Annotated in this window: 18 protein-coding genes; 8 read left to right on the top strand and 10 right to left on the bottom strand. The window is 70.7% G+C overall.

Annotated features, from left to right (window positions below; all coding sequences use genetic code 11):
* Window positions 1-106 precede the first annotated feature (106 nt).
* Window positions 107-589, top strand: coding sequence for a TspO/MBR family protein (locus tag IEZ03_RS13670; protein WP_221480479.1), 483 nt, complete (start codon window positions 107-109; stop codon window positions 587-589).
* A complete protein-coding gene (locus IEZ03_RS13665) occupies window positions 589-1,881 on the top strand; it encodes a cryptochrome/photolyase family protein (protein ID WP_184878491.1) in 1,293 nt (430 codons plus the stop codon). The genes IEZ03_RS13670 and IEZ03_RS13665 overlap by 1 nt, the downstream gene beginning before the upstream one ends.
* Before the next feature lie 55 nt (window positions 1,882-1,936).
* Here IEZ03_RS13665 and IEZ03_RS13660 read toward each other — a convergent pair whose 3' ends face one another.
* Together IEZ03_RS13660 and IEZ03_RS13655 are read right to left on the bottom strand one after the other, a co-directional pair.
* Window positions 1,937-3,403, bottom strand: a complete 1,467-nt coding sequence (locus IEZ03_RS13660; RefSeq protein WP_184878488.1) for a hypothetical protein — start codon at window positions 3,401-3,403, stop codon at window positions 1,937-1,939.
* Between the two features lie 37 nt (window positions 3,404-3,440).
* Window positions 3,441-4,955: a hypothetical protein gene (locus tag IEZ03_RS13655; protein ID WP_184878485.1), complete on the bottom strand. Its 1,515-nt coding sequence runs from the start codon at window positions 4,953-4,955 to the stop codon at window positions 3,441-3,443.
* 207 nt (window positions 4,956-5,162) lie between these two features.
* Here IEZ03_RS13655 and IEZ03_RS13650 point away from each other — a divergent pair, with 207 nt between their 5' ends.
* From IEZ03_RS13650 to IEZ03_RS13635, 4 genes are read left to right on the top strand one after another with little or no spacing between them, the layout of a single operon-like run.
* The gene (locus IEZ03_RS13650) at window positions 5,163-5,810 is read left to right on the top strand and encodes a class I SAM-dependent methyltransferase (protein WP_184878483.1); all 648 of its coding nucleotides are present in this window, start codon (window positions 5,163-5,165) and stop codon (window positions 5,808-5,810) included.
* Window positions 5,797-7,002, top strand: a complete 1,206-nt coding sequence (locus IEZ03_RS13645; protein WP_221480478.1) for a cytochrome P450 family protein — start codon at window positions 5,797-5,799, stop codon at window positions 7,000-7,002. Before IEZ03_RS13650 ends, IEZ03_RS13645 begins: the two co-directional genes overlap by 14 nt.
* A complete protein-coding gene (locus IEZ03_RS13640) occupies window positions 7,002-7,655 on the top strand; it encodes a DUF6875 domain-containing protein (RefSeq protein ID WP_184878479.1) in 654 nt (217 codons plus the stop codon). Before IEZ03_RS13645 ends, IEZ03_RS13640 begins: the two co-directional genes overlap by 1 nt.
* Window positions 7,652-8,689 (top strand): methyltransferase, encoded by a 1,038-nt coding sequence (locus tag IEZ03_RS13635; protein ID WP_184878477.1) that lies wholly within the window; start codon window positions 7,652-7,654, stop codon window positions 8,687-8,689. Before IEZ03_RS13640 ends, IEZ03_RS13635 begins: the two co-directional genes overlap by 4 nt.
* A gap of 10 nt (window positions 8,690-8,699) precedes the next feature.
* On the opposite strand, the gene IEZ03_RS13630 is transcribed toward IEZ03_RS13635, so the two are convergent.
* The 3 genes from IEZ03_RS13630 to IEZ03_RS13620 form a co-directional block, all read right to left on the bottom strand.
* Window positions 8,700-9,572: an enoyl-CoA hydratase/isomerase family protein gene (locus IEZ03_RS13630; protein WP_184878475.1), complete on the bottom strand. Its 873-nt coding sequence runs from the start codon at window positions 9,570-9,572 to the stop codon at window positions 8,700-8,702.
* A 28-nt stretch (window positions 9,573-9,600) separates the two neighbouring features.
* Window positions 9,601-10,371, bottom strand: coding sequence for an SDR family NAD(P)-dependent oxidoreductase (locus IEZ03_RS13625; RefSeq protein WP_184878473.1), 771 nt, complete (start codon window positions 10,369-10,371; stop codon window positions 9,601-9,603).
* A gap of 471 nt (window positions 10,372-10,842) precedes the next feature.
* Window positions 10,843-11,235, bottom strand: a complete 393-nt coding sequence (locus IEZ03_RS13620) for an ATP-binding protein (RefSeq protein WP_184878471.1) — start codon at window positions 11,233-11,235, stop codon at window positions 10,843-10,845.
* Between the two features lie 136 nt (window positions 11,236-11,371).
* Here IEZ03_RS13620 and IEZ03_RS13615 point away from each other — a divergent pair, with 136 nt between their 5' ends.
* Together IEZ03_RS13615 and IEZ03_RS13610 are read left to right on the top strand one after the other, a co-directional pair.
* Complete coding sequence (locus tag IEZ03_RS13615) at window positions 11,372-12,181, top strand: helix-turn-helix domain-containing protein (RefSeq protein ID WP_268248539.1); 810 nt, start codon at window positions 11,372-11,374, stop codon at window positions 12,179-12,181.
* Window positions 12,172-12,363 carry a DUF397 domain-containing protein gene (locus IEZ03_RS13610; protein WP_184878465.1) on the top strand — a complete coding sequence of 64 codons (192 nt, stop codon included), beginning with the start codon at window positions 12,172-12,174 and terminating at the stop codon, window positions 12,361-12,363. The genes IEZ03_RS13615 and IEZ03_RS13610 overlap by 10 nt, the downstream gene beginning before the upstream one ends.
* Window positions 12,364-12,457: 94 nt before the next feature.
* Here IEZ03_RS13610 and IEZ03_RS13605 read toward each other — a convergent pair whose 3' ends face one another.
* From IEZ03_RS13605 to IEZ03_RS38700, 5 genes are all read right to left on the bottom strand, one after another.
* Window positions 12,458-12,817: a hypothetical protein gene (locus tag IEZ03_RS13605; RefSeq protein WP_184878462.1), complete on the bottom strand. Its 360-nt coding sequence runs from the start codon at window positions 12,815-12,817 to the stop codon at window positions 12,458-12,460.
* Window positions 12,818-13,231: 414 nt separating this feature from the next.
* Window positions 13,232-14,032: a GvpL/GvpF family gas vesicle protein gene (locus IEZ03_RS13600; RefSeq protein WP_184878459.1), complete on the bottom strand. Its 801-nt coding sequence runs from the start codon at window positions 14,030-14,032 to the stop codon at window positions 13,232-13,234.
* Window positions 14,029-14,358, bottom strand: a complete 330-nt coding sequence (locus IEZ03_RS13595) for a gas vesicle protein K (RefSeq protein ID WP_184878456.1) — start codon at window positions 14,356-14,358, stop codon at window positions 14,029-14,031. The genes IEZ03_RS13600 and IEZ03_RS13595 overlap by 4 nt, the downstream gene beginning before the upstream one ends.
* Window positions 14,342-15,295, bottom strand: a complete 954-nt coding sequence (locus IEZ03_RS13590) for a gas vesicle protein (protein WP_221480477.1) — start codon at window positions 15,293-15,295, stop codon at window positions 14,342-14,344. The genes IEZ03_RS13595 and IEZ03_RS13590 overlap by 17 nt, the downstream gene beginning before the upstream one ends.
* Before the next feature lie 7 nt (window positions 15,296-15,302).
* Entirely contained in the window at window positions 15,303-15,869 is a 567-nt protein-coding gene (locus tag IEZ03_RS38700) for a gas vesicle protein (protein WP_308427968.1), read from the bottom strand.
* Window positions 15,870-15,876: the final 7 nt, after the last annotated feature.

Genomic DNA, 15,876 nt, shown 5'->3' with positions numbered 1-15,876 from the left:
TCTCCGGAAATTCTTCTGAGAATCTTCCGTGGCCGGTGCGGGGGGTGAGGGGCACCTCAGGGGGAAGGGCCAGTTCATGAAGCTGGGGAGCGAGCAAGGGGGGCCGATGGGGGACCGGGTGAAGACTTACGGCGCCACCTCGGCGGCGGTCGCGGTGGCGGCCGCGGTGGGCGGCAAGGCGGTCGATGCCGATTCCGCCTGGTATCGGGCGCTGGCCAAGCCGGCGTGGCAACCGCCGGGGTGGACGTTCGGGGTCGTGTGGACGCCGCTCTACGCGTCGATCGCCTGGGCGAGCGGGCGGGCGCTGCTGAGGTCCCGGGGGCGCGAGCAGCGGGCCCTGACCGCCAGCCTGGGGGTCAACCTGGCGCTGAACGCGGCGTGGAACGTCCTGTTCTTCCGCCGGCGCAGCACGGCCGCGGGAGTCGTCGGAACGGTCCTGCTGGACGTGAGCAACGCCGAGTTGATCCGGCGCACGGCCCGCGCCGATGGCGCCGCGGGTGCCGCGCTCGTCCCGTACGCGGTGTGGTGCCTGTTCGCCACCGCGCTGAACAGCGACATCGCCTACCGGAACCGTCCCGCTCGCCGGTGATGAGCACCTCGATCATGCTCTTCACCCGCGATCTCCGGGTGCGGGACAACCCGGCGCTGGCCGCCGCGTGCGAGGCCGGCCAGGTCGTTCCGGTGTTCGTGCTTGATGAGGCGATCCTGGACGGCCCGTTCGCCGTGCCGAATCGCGTCCGGTTCCTCCTGGACAGCCTCGCGGACCTCCGGCGATCCTTGCGTGAGCTGGGCGGCGACCTGGTGGTGGTGCGCGGCGACCCGGTCGCGGAGGTGGCGCGGCTGGCCGAGAAGACGCACGCCGGGTCGGTGTTCATCGCCGATGAGCGGTCGGCGTTCGCCACCCGGCGCCTCGCCGGCCTCCGCCGGCTCGGGCCGGACATCTCGGTGCATCCCGGCATCACCGTCGTCCCGCCGGGTGACCTCACGCCCGCCAGTGGCGACCACTACCGCGTGTTCACGCCGTACTGGCGGGCCTGGGAGGCGGCCCGGTGGCGGCCGCTCGCGGACGTGCCCGAGGCGGTCCGCCTGCCGTCCGGAGTCAGGGCGGGCCCGCTGCCGCGGCTCGCCGATCTGATACCGGGCTCGCCCTCGCCCGAGCTCGCGCCCGGCGGCGAGCGGAAGGGGCGGGAACGCCTGGCGGCGTGGCTTCGGCAGGACGCCGCGGCGTACGACGACGTCCACGACGACCTCGCCGCCGACCGGACGTCCCGGCTCAGCCCGTACCTGAAGTTCGGCTGCGTCTCACCGCGGGAACTGGCGGAGGCCGGGCCGGACGCGTTCCGCCGCCAGCTGGCGTGGCGCGACTTCCACCACCAGGTCGCCGCGGCTTTCCCGGCGCTGCCCAGGGACGACTACCGGCCGCGCGACCGCCGATGGAGCGACGCCAAGGACGCCCTCGCCGCCTGGTGCGACGGCATGACCGGCGTCCCGATCGTGGACGCGGGCATGCGCCAGCTGCACCGCGAGGGCTTCATGCACAACCGCGCCCGGCTCATCACCGCCTCGTTCCTGACCCGCGACCTCGGGATCGACTGGCGGGACGGCCTGCGCCACTTCGGCGACTGGCTCGCCGACGGCGACATCGCCGACAACGCGGGGAACTGGCAGTGGGTGGCCGGCACCGGGAACAGCACCCGGCCGGACCAGGTCATGAACCCGCTCCGGCAGGCGTCCCGGTTCGACCCGCGCGGCGACTACGTCCGCAGATACGTGCGCGAACTCGCCGGCGTCGAGGGTTCCCGCGTCCATCGCCCCTGGACCCTGCCCAAGTCCCAGCGCGACGCCCTCGACTACCCCCAGCCAATCCTCCTCCCCGAGTAGCCGACCGTCCTGACGATCAGCGCGCGGCGCGGCGTTCCGAGAGGGGGCGGGCCGGTCAGGGGATCTGGAAGTCGTTGGAGAGCGCGACGTCGAGCGACATGTCGAGCCGGCGGTCCATGAACTCGAAGGCGGTCTCGATCATCTCGACGGCGACGTCGCGCTGCTCGGGCGTGATCGGCCGGTCCATGAAGGCCGGCGCCGCGATCCGCCGGCGTCCGGCCAGGTAGTCGAGGCACAGTCCGGTGTTCGCCTCGGCCTTCTCCGCCAGGGGCGCGGTGTTGTCGAGCAGGATGTCCGTCGCCTCCGACATCGCGCTGACGAGCCACAGCCTCAGCAGCGGGTCCCGATGCCCGGTGGCGAACCCGGTCATCGCGACGCGGTTGTGGCGGTGCACGTCCATCGTGCGGCTCAGGTAGTAGAAGTCGAGCGTGTCGCTGGCGTTCCAGCCGAGCAGCTCGTCGAGGTCGAGCTGCTTCCAGTCGTCGACGAAGAGCGCGTTGCGGGCGGTCAGCTCCTCGCCCCAGACGTTCACGACGCGTTCCAGGTCGGTGGCGGGCTCGGGATAGCTGACGGCGTAGCGGTGGAAGTCGCGGTAGCCCATGACGTCCATCGCCCACATCGGGGCGAACCGCTGGAGGACCTGCGTCGGGGAGATCCGCGGGCCGTGGTGGGCGAGCCACGTGTAGAACGGGTGCCTGCCGCTTCGGGTCCGGCACTCCCGCAGCGCCTGGAAGACCGGCTCCTGGGTGGGGTGGACCGGCGCGTCGGCGGCCGCGAGGAGCCCTGCCGGTCCGGTCTCCCGGACGGCGGCGGGGCGCGGCGGAACGTTCGTCGCCGCGTGCTTCAGCGCGTATTCGTGGATACCGTCCAGGATCTCCCGGAACACATCGATCATGACGTCGGCCAGTTCGTGCGCCCGCCGGCGGCGCTCCCCGTCCAGCACCAGCGACTCGAAGACTCCTTCGGCGCCCTCTCCTTCGGCCTCGATGTGGTGCGCGCCGAAGTACAGCATGGCGAGGCCGGTCCGGTCCGCGAGCCGCCCGGCGACCGCGGAGATGTGCTTGAAGAACAGCTCGCGCGCGCACAGCTCACCGACCTCGGCGTGCGCGAAGCGGAGCAGCGGGTCCCCGCGGTCGGCGGCCGCGATCGACAGGAAGTACATGCAGTGGCCGCGGATCACCTCGTTGGCATCGGCCTGGAAGAGCCACCACAGGGTGTCGGAGGCGTCCCAGCCCAGCCGCCGGTCGAGCCCGAGCCGTTTCCAGTCCTCCAGGAACAGCCGCGAGTGGGTCTGGTCCTCGAAGGTGTGGACGTTGATGCCGCGCTCCAGGTCGTCGGCCGCACGGGGGTAGCGCAGGACCCATTTGTTCACGTCGCGGAAGCCCATCGCGACCGTCGCCACGCTCGGCAGGATCATCAGGCGTTCCTTCGGCGGCAGCTCGTCCGAGGCCAGCCAGGTGAACAGCGGATGGTCCTCCATGGCGGCGACGCGCCGCTCGACGTACGCCAGGACGTCCTTCACGGTGCCACGCTCCTTGCGATCGGGGAGACCATGCCGTTCAGGCGATGCCGAACTTGTTCGACAGGGCGACGTCGAGCGAGATCTCGAGCTGCTCGTCGCCGGCGTCGAAGACGGTCTCGATCATGTGGGCCGCCACCTCGCGCGCCGCCGGCGTCAGGGGCCGGTCCTTGAAGTGGACGGCGGGTGCCGCGGCGTCCACCGGAGCGTGGTGCGCGATCTCGTGGCGGTCACCGAGGTAGTCCAGGCGCACGCCGGTGACGGCCTCGGCCTCGTCCGCCAGGGCCTTGGTCCGCCGGAAGAACGGCTCGCCGCTGGTCTCCAGCGCGTTCATGAGCCACAGCCGCAGCACGGGGTCGTCGTGGGCGACGGCGAGCTCGGTGAACTTGACGATGTTGCGGCGGTGCACGTCGGTCTGCGGGTCCAGGTAGCAGAACTCGAGCGTGTCGCTGCTGTTCCAGCCGAGGATCTCGTCGAGTCCGAGCTGCTTCCAGTCGTTGAAGAAGAGGGTGTTGTGGGTCGTGAGGTCGTCGGCCCAGGAGTTGACCGCGTGGTGCAGGTCGGTCACCGGCTCGGCGTAGCGCATGGCGTACCTGTTGAGGTCGCGGTACCCCATGATGTCCATCGTCCACATGGGGATGAAGCGCTGGAGAGCCTGGAGCGCGGTGACCCGGTCGCCGCGGTTCTCCAGCCAGGAGTAGAAGGGGTGCGCCTCGCTCCGCTTCCGGCGTGCCGTCAGCAGTTTCTGGAGTGGCTCCTGGCTGGGATGGACCGGCCCGTCGGCGACGAGACGCGGGCCGGGCCCGCCGCCCGCGCTCCGGTCGATCATCGGCCGGGCGGGCGGGCGCGGCGCATTGCCGGTGTCGATGTACTTCTGGGCGTAGTCCAGCCACATGTCGAGCTGTGCGGTGAAGATCCTGTAGATGGTGTCGGCCAGATCCAGAGCGCGTGTGCGCTTCCGCTCGTCGAGCCGCTGCTCCACGAACAGGTCCTCGCAGTCCATATGGCCTGTTTCGAGGGCCACGTGGAACGGCCCCATATAGGGGAGTTCCACGCCGGTCTGCTCGGTGAAGCGGATGGCGATCTTGGAGGCGTGCTTGAAGAACACCGCCCCGAGGGCCTCCATCATCTCCGACTGGGCGAAGCGCAGCAGCGGGTCTTCGCGGTCGGCGACGGCCATCGACAGGAAGTAGACGCCGTGCTCGCGGGCCACCTCGTTCGTCTCGGCCCGGAACAGCCACCACAGGGTGTCGCTGGCCGTCCAGCCCAGCCACTCGTTGAGGCCGAGCCGCTTCCAGTCCTCCAGGAACAGCCGCGAGTGGGTCTGGTCCTCGAAGGTGTGGACGTTGATGCCGCGCTGCAGGTCGTCGGCGGCCTCCGGGTACCGGAACACCCACTTGTTGACGTCCCGGAACCCCATCGAGAACGTCGCCATGGGCGGCATGATCAGCAGCGGGTCCGGAATGGCGCGGTCACCGGAGTTCATCCACTCGAACAGCGGGTGCCGATCGAGGTCCGCTTGGCGTTTGGCCACCAACTGCAGGACGCTCTCCACGAGACCACCTCTCCCCGGCCGATACGGCTTCGCTTGGCTTCCGCCAATTCCTAACAGGGACATGAGCGGCCGGTTTCTTCTCGGATGCGCTCTTTCAGTCGTGCCCGGTCAGCTCTTCGCCAAGTCAGGAACCGGCGGCCGCACCGGGCCATCGAAGAGCGCACGCAGCGAGAAGCGGAAACAAATTCCGGCATTATGATCCCGGTCATGCATCCACGCTACAAACATGCAGCGTTGATTTATGACAAGGCTCTTCCGGTATTCTCCTTCGGCGCCGCCCCGCGGATCCACACAATGGTCGCGCGTGCAGTTTCGGTCCGGCCGGGCGCGACCATTGTGGACGTCGGGTGCGGGACGGGCCTGATGCTGCCCCGGCTGCGCGACCGCGTCGGCCCGGACGGGACGGTCATCGGGCTCGACATGACCGAGCCGATGCTCGACCGGGCGCGGCAGCGCGTCACCCGGGCGGGCTGGAAGAACGTCGAGCTGCATCGCGCGGACATGGCGGACTTCGAGCCGGGCGCCCCGGCCGACGCCGCCGTGTTCGTGCTCAGTCTCAGCGCCGCCGACCCGGCGCGGGTCTTCCACCGCACGCTCGGCTATCTGCGGCCCGGCGGCAGCGTCGTGATCGCAGACGGAATTCCGGCGCACGGGCGGTGGTACCACCCGGCCGTGAACCTCTATGCGGGCTTTCGAGCGCCGTTCGTCGGTTCGGATCTCGGCCGAGCCGCGGAAATCGCCCGGCTGGCGCGTGCGCATCTCGTGGATGTGCGCACTGAAGTCATCTGGGCGGGACTTTATACGGTCATCAGCGGCCGAGTGCCGCCAAAGGGGGACGAACGTGACGATTCATGAACCACCGGAGCTGTTCGGCGCCGATTTCATCCGTGATCCCTATCCGACATATGCCTGGCTGCGGGAGCACAGCCCGGTGCACCGCTTCACCCTGCCGCAGGGCATGCCCGCCTGGCTGATCACCCGGTACCAGGACGTCCGCCCCTGGCTCAACGACCCCCGGCTGGGCAAGGACCTGGAGCGGTTCCTGCCGCCGGAGGCGCTGCCCAGCCCGTCCATCCGCGACGTGCTCACCAAGAACATGCTGCACAGCGACCCGCCCGCGCACACCAGGCTGCGGCGGCTGGCGGCCAAGGCGTTCACCGCGCGCCGCGTCCAGTCGCTGCGCCCGCGCATCGAGGAGATCACCGACGAGCTGCTGGACGGGATGGGCCCGGAGGGCGAGACGGACCTGATCGACACGCTGGGGCTGCTGCCGATCACGCTGATCTACGAGCTGCTCGGCGTCCCGAAGCGCGACTGGGAGGCGTTCCGCCGCTGGTCGGTGCTCGGCTCGGACGAGCAGTCGACCGGCAGCGCGGAGTTCGAGACCGCCACCGAGGCGCTGAAGTCCTACACCCGGGACCTGATCGCCGACAAGCGCGTCCGGCCGGGCGAGGACCTGCTCTCCGACCTCATGGTCGTCCGGGACGGCGGAGACGGGCTCTCCGACGACGAGCTGCTCGCGATGGCGTTCCTGCTGCTCCTCGGCGGCCAGGAGACGACCATCAGCCTCATCGGCGTCGCCGTCCACCACCTGCTCCGCAACCCGGACCAGCTGGCGCTGCTGCGCGCCGAGCCCGAGCGGCTGCCGGCCGCGATCGAGGAGGTCCTGCGCTTCGACGGCCCGGCCATGAACGCGAGCATGCGGTTCGCCGTCGAGGACATCGAGATCGCGGGCACGCCCATCCCGGCCGGCGGCGTCGTCTTCCTCGGGCTGGGGTCGGCCTCGCACGATCCGGAGGTGGCGCCCGACGGCGACCGGTTCGACATCCGGCGCCCCGCCCGGCACCTCGCGTTCGGGCACGGGCCCCACGCCTGCATCGGCTCGGCCCTGGCGAGGCTGGAAGGCGAGATCGCGATCGGCCGCCTGCTCGACCGGTACGGCGAACTGCGGCTCGCCGTACCGGAGGAGGAGCTGGTCTGGCGGCCGGGGATGCATTTCCGCGGGCCGGCCGCGCTCCCCGTCCGCTACCGGACCGCGTCCCGCTGATGGCGGAGCACAGGACGGCCGCCCGGCGCCCGCCCGCCGGCCGTCTCGACCACGACAGGGCGGTCGTCCTGGACTGGCTGCGCGAGTACGTGGGCGCGCCGTCCGAGCACCTCGGGCGGGCCGGGCCGGTCTGCCCCTTCATTCCCGCGGCCCTCAACGCGGACACGGTCCGCCTGAGCTTCCACTACGGCGTCGACGCTCGCGACGGCGACGAGCTGCACCGCCTGGTCTCCGCCGAGTTACGCGAGTTCAAGGCGACGACCGAACCGCCGAAGAGCTCGGGCGTCTCGCTGGACGGCCTGCTGGTGGTCCTGCCGGACGCCGCCGAGGAGGGCTGGCGGCGGATCGACCAGACCTACGGCGCGCTCAAGGACCTGGCCGTCGACGCGGGGCTCATGATCGGCCAGTTCCATCCGGCCTGCACCGAGCCGGCCGTGCACAACGCCGCCTTCCAGGTGTCCCGGTCGCCGATCGCGCTCTACGCCGTCCGGTACATGGCGCCGCACGACTCGCTGTTCCTGCACGCGGAGCGGCGCTGGTTCGAGAGGTACCGGGCGCGGTTCCCCGTCCAGGCCCGCTCCGCGGCCGCGGACGGTCCCGTCCGGCCACGCGCTCTGCCGGCGCGTTCGTACAACCCGAGGAGGGGCACGTGACCGTGGTGGACGAGGTGCCGGGAGCGGTGGTGGCGCGGCAGATGGTCTTCGGGCAGTTGCTGTCCCGCGCCGTCTGCACCGCGGCCGAACTCGGCCTGTCGGATCTGCTGGCCGACGGTCCGCTGCCGGTGGCGGAACTGGCCGACCGGGCCGGCGTCGACCCGCGCCGGCTGACGCAGCTCATGCGCTGCCTGGCGGCGTTCGGGGTGTACTCGGCCGGCTCCGACGGTTCCTACGAGCTGACCGCGGTCGGCGCGACGCTGTGCACCGGCGCCGCCGGGTCGGCGCTCCCGACGGCCCTGCTCGCGGCCGGCGAGGTCGGCGCCGCGTGGGCGGGCATGCTCGGCACCGTGCGGACCGGCAGGACGGCGTTCGACGAACTGCTCGGCGAGAGCTTCTTCGAGCACCTCGGCCGCGACGGGCGGCTCCGCGAGCTGTTCGACCGCTCGCAGTCCCACGACCAGGAGCTGGAGATCGACCAGCTGCTGGCGGCGGTCGACTTCTCCCGGCACCGCCGCATCGTGGACGTCGGCGGCGGCGACGGCACGCTGCTGGCCCGCCTGCTCCAGACGCACCCCCGCGCCGAGGGCGTCCTGCTGGACGACGCCAAGACCGCGGCCAACGCGCGGGCGCGGATGCACCGACTGGGCCTGGCGGACCGCTGCACCTCGGTCGGCGGCGACTTCTTCTCCGCCGTGCCCGCGGACGGCGACCTCTACCTGCTGCGCCAGATCCTGCACGACTGGGACGACGAGCGCTGTGTCCGGCTCCTGCGCGTCTGCCGGCGGGCCATGCGTCCGGGCACCAGGCTCCTGGTCATCGAGCGCATCGTCGAGGAGGGTGGCACCGGGCAGGACGCGCGGTTCGCGGCGCTGATGGACCTCTACATGATGACCGTCGTGGGCGGTGCGGAGCGCACCGCCCGGGAGTTCGGCGACCTGCTGGCCAAGGCCGATTTCACCGTCGAGGCCGTGCACCGCCTGCCCACGGCCGGCGCGGTGATCGACGCCCGCGCCGGAGCCGCGGCCGGCTGAGCCGGGGCGTTCAGGAGTTGGTGTAGCCAGGCGGGCGGCGGTCCAGGAAGGCGGTGATCTGCTCGGTGTGGTCGCGGGTGTAGGAGGTGAGGATCTGGGTCCGGTTCTCCAGGTCGATCCCGGCCTGGAGGCTGCCCACCTCCAGCTGGCTCCAGGCGACCTCCTTGGTCATCCAGACGCCCATGGGGCTGTTGGCGCAGATGAGCGCGGCGATCTCCAGGGCCGCGTCGACCACTGAGCCGTCCTCGACCACGCGGCTGACCAGGCCGATGCGCAGTGCTTCGCTGGCCCGCACGAAACGGCCGGTGAGCAGGAGCTCGTGGGACAGGCCCGCGCCGATCAGGCGGGGCAGCAGCCAGCTGACGCCGATGTCGCAGCCCGACAGGCCGATCCGGACGAACGCGGCGTTGAACCGGGCGGACTCGGCGGCGATCCGGATGTCGCTGGCCAGGGCAAGCGCGAAGCCGCCGCCGGCGGCGGGGCCGTTGACGGCGGAGATGACGGGCTGCGGCAGGTTGCGCAGCTTCGGGACGAGCGAGGCGATGGCCTGCTGGACGTGCATGCCCGCCTGCGGACTCCGGCGCCGCTCAGCCCCGTCGTCCGATGCGGCGGGGGCGGCGTCGCGGACCGGAGGTTCGTGCAGGTCGAGGCCCGCGCAGAACGCCCGTCCCGCGCCGGTGAGGATGACGACGCGGCAGTCCTCGTCCACGGCGACGCCGTCGAGCGCGGCGTGCAGGTCCTTGATCAGCTCGCCGGACATCGCGTTGAGCCGGTGCTCGCGGTCCAGCGTGAGCAGCCGGACGCCGGGGGCCGGTGTCTCCACGCGCACCGTCCCGCCCGATGCGGGGGTGCCGGGCAGGTAGGCGTCGCCATCGGTCAGCATGGGTTTTCCCTATCTCGTGGGGATCGTCTCAACGCGCCACCAGGCCGCCGTCGGCGTGCAGGACCTGGCCGGTGACGAAGCTCGCCGCGTCGGAGGCCAGGAACAGCGCCGGGCCGACCATCTCGTCTGGGTCGGCCATGCGCTTCTGCAGGGCGGCCTGCTCCATGGCCTCTTGGAATTCGGGCGGGTTGTTGCGGACCATGTCGGTGTCGACCGTGCCCGGGGCCAGGGCGTTCACCCGGATGCCGCGGGGGGCGAACTCGGCGGCCATGGAACGGGTGTAGGCCACCATCGACGCCTTGGCCGCGGCGTACATCGACACGTACGGGGAGAACATGAACGCCCCGGCGGAGACGACGTTGACGACCGAGGCGCACGGACTCTCCGTCAGGTGGTCGAGCGCCCGCTGCACCAGGAACACCGGTCCGCGGACGTTCACCTCCTGGGACTTGGCGAACGCCTCCGGGGTAAGCGAGCCGAGCGGCAGCGCCAGCGGATTGGCGGCGTTGTTGACCAGGATGTCGAGCCGGCCGAAGGTGTCGGCGGTGCGGGTGACGAGGGCGTCCAGCGCGTCCAGGTCGCCCAAGTGAGTGGGGACGCCGAGCGCCGCCCCGCCCATCGCCTTCAGGTGCGCCTCGGTCTCGGCGCACGCCTCGGGCTTGCGGCTGGCGACCACGACGCTCGCACCGGCGGCCACGAAGCCCTCGGCGATCGCGCGTCCGATGCCCCGCGTGCCTCCGGTGACGACCGCCACCCGACCCGACAGGTCGAAGAGGGACCGCAGCCGCTCACCGTCCACGCCGCCCTCCCGGCACGGACACCCGGCTGATTAGAGGAACGCCCCCCGGCCTGACATATCGCCGATCACGCAACGCGGACGCCCCTTCTCCTAAGCCCGATGCCACGCGACCGGGCACCCGGCCCTGCGGCCGGACTATTGGGAGACTTTGTATCAATCCGCTTCGTCGTCGGCTTCAACCAGGGGCGCCTGGACGCGGAGATGTACACCGAAGCCTTCACCGCCCTGCGCACAGTGGTCGACAACGGTCGGTAACGGCCAGTCGGGCGACAGGCGGCGCGATGGCCCTGGCTGTCGCGTATCGCGGTCGCGCGGGTGGTGGCAGCAGAGGGGTGGGTTCGGAGGCGGAAGGTGCGGCGGCAGGTGTCCGGGGGGGACGCCTACCGTGCGGTTGAAGTGGCGGAGGCGGCCGGAAATCTGTGTGGTCGGCCTTGTTGAGGATCGTCCCCAGCAAGGTCTCTCCGCTGGTCTTCATGAGGGGTTGATGACTGCGAAGACGACCTTGCCGGTGTTGCCGGCGAGCGGGCGGACGCCCCAACAGCGGCAGAACTGGTCGACGATGAACAGGCCCCGGCCCGCCTCGCTGATCGTGTCCGTCTCCTGCATATGCGGCAGGTCGCAGCTCGCGTCCTGGACCTCCATCCACAGCGCGCCGTCCTCGGTCTTCCCCAGCCGCAAGGTCACGTCGTCGTCCGACGCGGACGCGTAGCGCAGGGCGTTGGTGACCAGCTCGCTCGCCACCAGGCACGGGACGAAGTCGTCCATGTCCCACTGGCCGGTGACCAGCCGCACGAACCGCCGCACCTCCGCGACGACCGTGAAGTCATGCTTCACCACCATCTCGTTCTCCGTAGCCTGACTCATGACCTCTCCTCACTCTGTGTGGCGAACAACACACAGTGAGCCACTTTTCTGGCTAGGATTTGCCTACCGCTGAGAGGTGGCAGTGAGCGGTAGATCATCCCCCGACCACGACAGATTCCGCCGAGAGGTAGGAACCATGCCCCCGCGACGGCAGCGCCCCCGAGAATCGCCCGCCCTCGTAGCCTTCGGCCGTCAGATGCGCCGGTTGAGGGAGGCCAAGGACATCAAGCAGGAGACCATCGCTCACCTGACGAAGGTGAGCGGCCCCCAGGTCAGCCGCATCGAGAACGGCAAGAAGCGCGCCACCCGGTCCTTCGTGATCGCAGTGGACGACTACCTGGAAGCGGGCGGCTCCCTCATCAGCCTCTGGGAGGACCTGAACAAGGACGGACACCCAGTCCCGATCTGGTTCGACTGGCCGCAGATAGAGGCCGACGCGGCCATGCTCGTCTGCTGGCAGCATTCCGTGATTCCCGGGCTGGCTCAGACCCCGGCCTATGCATTGGCGCTGCTACGCGGCAACCAGGAGGCCGCAGACGCTCGCATCAGCCGCCAAGCCATCCTCTCCACGGACAAGGACTCCAACCCGCCGATTGTCGCGCTGCTGCTCGACGAACACGTGCTCCACAACCCTGTGGGGACGCCCGAGACGATGCGCGAACAACTCGAACACCTCCTGGAACTGAGTTTGTTGCCCAACGTCACGGTTCAAGTAGTGTTGTCCAGAGGTGAGCACGAAGGCGTCCTCGGCGCCTTTGTGGTCGCGACGATGGAGGATCGAAGCGAGATCGCGTACATCGAGACAGCGATCCGAGGCATCACCACGGACAACCCGGCCGACCTGTCCAGCCTGGCGCGGACCCTGTTCGAGCTCCGTTCCCGAGCGCTCTCACAGGAGATGTCGCGCGAACTGATTCGAAAGGTCATCGAACAGAGATGGACCTGACACAAGCCAAGTGGCGCAGAAGCACACACAGCGGCCCCAACGGCGGTGAGTGCGTCGAACTGGCGGACGCGGCCGGCGCGGTGGTGGCGGTGCGGGACAGCAAGGACCCGGACGGTCCCGTCCTCCTGCTGAACCGCGCGGCGCTGCGGGTGGCCGTCCGGTCCGCGGCCGCCGCGCGCTGACCGACCGGCACTGAGCACCCCGCCGGCCCACGGCCCACCGAGCGGCGGCGAGTCGTTCCGTCCCCGTTTGGCGAGCCTGTTCGCCGCGTCCGGGTCAGGCCGACGCGACCTCCCGAGCCTTCTCGAACTGGACTTGAACTGGCATATCGCTCACGGTCGCCCAGTGCGGCGTGGCGGCGCCGGCGGCATGCGCGGCTGTGCGGACGAGGCCCAGGGCACGATGCAGTGCGGTAGTGGGGTCGGCCGTGTTGAGGATCAGCAGTTCGACGGTGATGGTGTTCGTTGCGGCGTTGGTGGCCACGGCCGAGTCGGTGAAGTCGTCGTTGCAGGCTTCGAGGTGGAGGAGTTCCTGCATCACTCGCTCGCCATGCGCGTGCACGTCCTCTGGCCTGGTTCCCGGCGCCAGGTGCAGCTGGAACTCAAGGGAAAGCTGGGAGGCCTCTTTCGCGCTCATGGCTCTTCCTTCTCCTCGGGCCCCGCTGGTGAGCAGATCCTCTTGCACCAGCTCACGGCTTGTCGGAAGTAGTGCGGGTTGGACGGAGTGAGGTGGATCTGGCGCTGGTGCAGGCCGCAAGGACACTTGACCGTGTAGTACGTGGGCGGATTCTCCACGCACCAGCCCATGGCCGCGATCCGCTGTAGCGCCTCCTCCCCCTCCTTTTTTGGGTGCTTCTTCCAGTTGGCCAACTGTCTGTCGCCTTCGAGTGTACGTACCCTGCCTGGCCGCAGCCGATAGCGGCTGCGTGACAGAACGATGACGTACAGCGACGGCCCACGGTGGCATTATCGACGGTCACGTTGCTGGCCACAAACCGCCAAGATCCTTAACGACCCCCTGACCTGGAGAAACTTCGCCCTCTGGCGGTTTCTAGGGGCTAGTGGTGGCTGGGGTTGCGAGTTGCTCGCCGGTGAAGGAGTAGGGGGGCCAGGGGCCGAGGAAGCGGACTTGGGCGGCGGGGTGGCTTTCCTGTAGTTCGGAGAGGATGAAGCCCAAGTTCTCTACATCGTCGTCGTGTACCAGCAGGGCTAGGGAGAGGACTTCGGTCTCTCCGGGATTGCGGGTCGCGCGGCGGCGGTCGGCGAGGTCTTCGGCGATGGTGCTCAGCTGGCGGCGGGCGTCGGCGTGCAGTTGGTCGGCGAGGACATCGGCCGCGGCTCTGCGCTGGGCGTCCAGTTGCTTGCTCAGCAGGCGGCGCAGGCCGGGCGAGGCGTCGCGCATCCGCTCTTCGATCTCCTGGACGGAGCCGTCGTCGGTCGGCACGGCCGCGGAGTCCAGTGTGATCTCGACGCGGTACTCGGCGCGGCCGCGCAGCCGGCCGAGGCGGTCGTGGAGGTCGTCGCGGTTCGCGCGCAGCCAGGCGCGGAGGCGGGCTTCGGCGTCGCCGTCCTCGCCGGGGGCGACCAGCACGTTGAAGGTCATGGGCAGCACGCCGCCCGCCGCGCGGCGCATGCCCTCGACCGCCTCGTCGTGGGTGCGGATCCAGCGGCGGACGTCGTCGTCCGGCCCCTGGTAGGGACGTGCCGGGGCCTCGTGGACGAGGGCGGCCAGCCCGCAGTCGGCGGCGCGGACCAGCCGCAGCGGTGCGCCGTCCAGCCCCTCGCCCGGGGGTTCGGCGCCGTCTCCCGGGTCGGCGAGCAGCGCGTACACGTACAGCGCCTCACCGCTCAACGCCGCTCACCTCCGCTCTCGATCTCGTCGGCCCAGCGCGCGGGGTTGGCCAGCCGGTCCACGACCTCGTCGACGACCTCGTCCAGGCCGCGGTGCAGGTCGGCGACGGACGCGGTGATGCCGTGCTCGGCCTTGATCTCCTCCATGGCCTCGTCGAGCTCCAGCAGGGCGTCGCCCAGCCGGTTCAGCTCCTCGGTGCTGAGGTCGCCGCCCTCCATCCGGCGCACGGCCTGCCGTTCCAGCGCCTCCTGGATGACTTCGACCAGGGTGACCACGAGCGTGAGAACGCCGTTCTTGAGGCTGTTCTCGTCAACGGTGATGGCCATGAAGCTCCTTCCCAGCGGCGGTGCGGGCGGACGGGTCCAGGAGCCGCGCCCAGCGCGGGCCCTCCGCGGTCGCCAGCACGAGGTGCTCGCCCGCCGCGTCCACGACGAGGCGGTCCAGGCCGTTCGTGGGCGTGGTTCCGGGTTCGAGCCGCACGTCGCGGATGCGGCCGGTGTCCAGGGTGACGGCCGGGCGGGCGTCGGTCGGCGACTTCCAGGTCAGGCGGCCGTTCTCCAGCCGGGCCCGGCCCCCGCGCCACAGCGCGCCGCCCCGGCGGGGTTCGTGGTACCACATGTGGCCCTCGAACTCGGGACCCTCGTCGTCCGCGGCCGGCGGGCGGGGCTCCCGGGACCGGACGTGCGGTGCGAGGCGGCGCAGGCTCTCGTCGAACTCCTCGGGGTTCGCGGCCGAGAGCAGGGCGCCGTCTCCGCCGGTCAGTTCCACGCGCACCCGCAGGCGGTCCTCGCCGCCGACCGTCCGCTCGCTTTGGAGACGGGTGGCTTCGACGTCCTCCAGCCGGGCCTCCCAGAGCACCTCGCGCGGCTCGCGCCGGTAGACGAGGATGCGCCGGTCGGTGAGGAAGAGGGTGCCGGGCCGCCAGACGGCGGACAGGCCGCTCTCGCCGTAGTGGCCGCCGAACGAGCGGAGCACCACCCGCTCGTCCTCCTCCAGTTCGGGCGTGGCGGCGGTGGCGCGCTCGGCCCAGGCGCGCGTGTCGGCGTCCCACTGCTGCAGCAGCCCGTACTCCAGCATGGTCTCCATCCCGGCGATCGCCGCCCGCAGGTTGACCCCGATGAGCGGGATGTCGGCGACCGCGATGATGAGGTCCAGGTGGAGCACCGCGCCCTTGTTCAGCACGACCTCCAGCAGGTCGTCCAGGGTGACCTGCGGGTCGCGCGTCGGGCGCAGCGGCGCGGGCATCCGGGACGCCGCGGACATCGGGGATTTAGTCGGCATCGCCGTCCCGTGGCTTCTTCTTGGCCGAGGAGCCGTTGCGCGCGGCCTCGGTCAGCGCCCTGGCGCTGCGCCAGCCGCACCACGGGCAGTACTCCTCCAGCAGCTGCCGGATGGGAGCCCGCTTGCCGCAGTCGGGGCAGGTCTCCTTCGGGTCCTCGGTCTCCTTCCACGCGGCCGTCTCCACGTTCGTCCCCGAGGGGAACTCCAGGCCGTAGCGCGCGGCGGTCTCGAACGACGCCAGCGCCGCCCGCAGCCGGATCCCGAGCAGCTCGACGCCCGCGACCGAAACCATGATGTCGGCGTTGATCACCAGGCCCTTGTCCAGCAGGACCTCGACCACGTGGGCCAGGCCGCCGTCACCCGAGCGCTGCGGCTCCATCGGACGCCGCGCGCCGACCGGCCGCCCGGTCATGTCCCGCGCGCTCACCGTCGATCCGGTGCCGCGGCGCTCGATCGAAGCGGGACGGACGACATCGCCGCCCGGCCCGGATGACCGCGTTCCGGCCCGCTTGTCCTGGTCCATCACGTCCTCGTCCCGTGTCCTGGCTCGTCGCACGCAGAGG

Origin of the sequence: Actinomadura livida (assembly GCF_014648675.1) — a bacterium.
Classification (GTDB): domain Bacteria; phylum Actinomycetota; class Actinomycetes; order Streptosporangiales; family Streptosporangiaceae; genus Spirillospora; species Spirillospora livida.
This window is presented reverse-complemented; position numbering and strand designations above follow the sequence as displayed.

What these genes read in the sequence shown, in the direction of transcription:
- IEZ03_RS13605 (WP_184878462.1), bottom strand. Translation starts at nt 12,817, where the DNA reads ATGAGCGCGAAAGAGGCCTCCCAGCTTTCCCTTGAGTTCCAGCTGCAC.
- IEZ03_RS13620 (WP_184878471.1), bottom strand. Translation starts at nt 11,235, where the DNA reads ATGAGTCAGGCTACGGAGAACGAGATGGTGGTGAAGCATGACTTCACG.
- IEZ03_RS13615 (WP_268248539.1), top strand. Translation starts at nt 11,372, where the DNA reads ATGCCCCCGCGACGGCAGCGCCCCCGAGAATCGCCCGCCCTCGTAGCC.
- IEZ03_RS13650 (WP_184878483.1), top strand. Translation starts at nt 5,163, where the DNA reads ATGCATCCACGCTACAAACATGCAGCGTTGATTTATGACAAGGCTCTT.
- IEZ03_RS13640 (WP_184878479.1), top strand. Translation starts at nt 7,002, where the DNA reads ATGGCGGAGCACAGGACGGCCGCCCGGCGCCCGCCCGCCGGCCGTCTC.
- IEZ03_RS13665 (WP_184878491.1), top strand. Translation starts at nt 589, where the DNA reads ATGAGCACCTCGATCATGCTCTTCACCCGCGATCTCCGGGTGCGGGAC.
- IEZ03_RS13670 (WP_221480479.1), top strand. Translation starts at nt 107, where the DNA reads ATGGGGGACCGGGTGAAGACTTACGGCGCCACCTCGGCGGCGGTCGCG.
- IEZ03_RS13630 (WP_184878475.1), bottom strand. Translation starts at nt 9,572, where the DNA reads ATGCTGACCGATGGCGACGCCTACCTGCCCGGCACCCCCGCATCGGGC.
- IEZ03_RS13610 (WP_184878465.1), top strand. Translation starts at nt 12,172, where the DNA reads ATGGACCTGACACAAGCCAAGTGGCGCAGAAGCACACACAGCGGCCCC.
- IEZ03_RS13590 (WP_221480477.1), bottom strand. Translation starts at nt 15,295, where the DNA reads ATGTCCGCGGCGTCCCGGATGCCCGCGCCGCTGCGCCCGACGCGCGAC.
- IEZ03_RS13595 (WP_184878456.1), bottom strand. Translation starts at nt 14,358, where the DNA reads ATGGCCATCACCGTTGACGAGAACAGCCTCAAGAACGGCGTTCTCACG.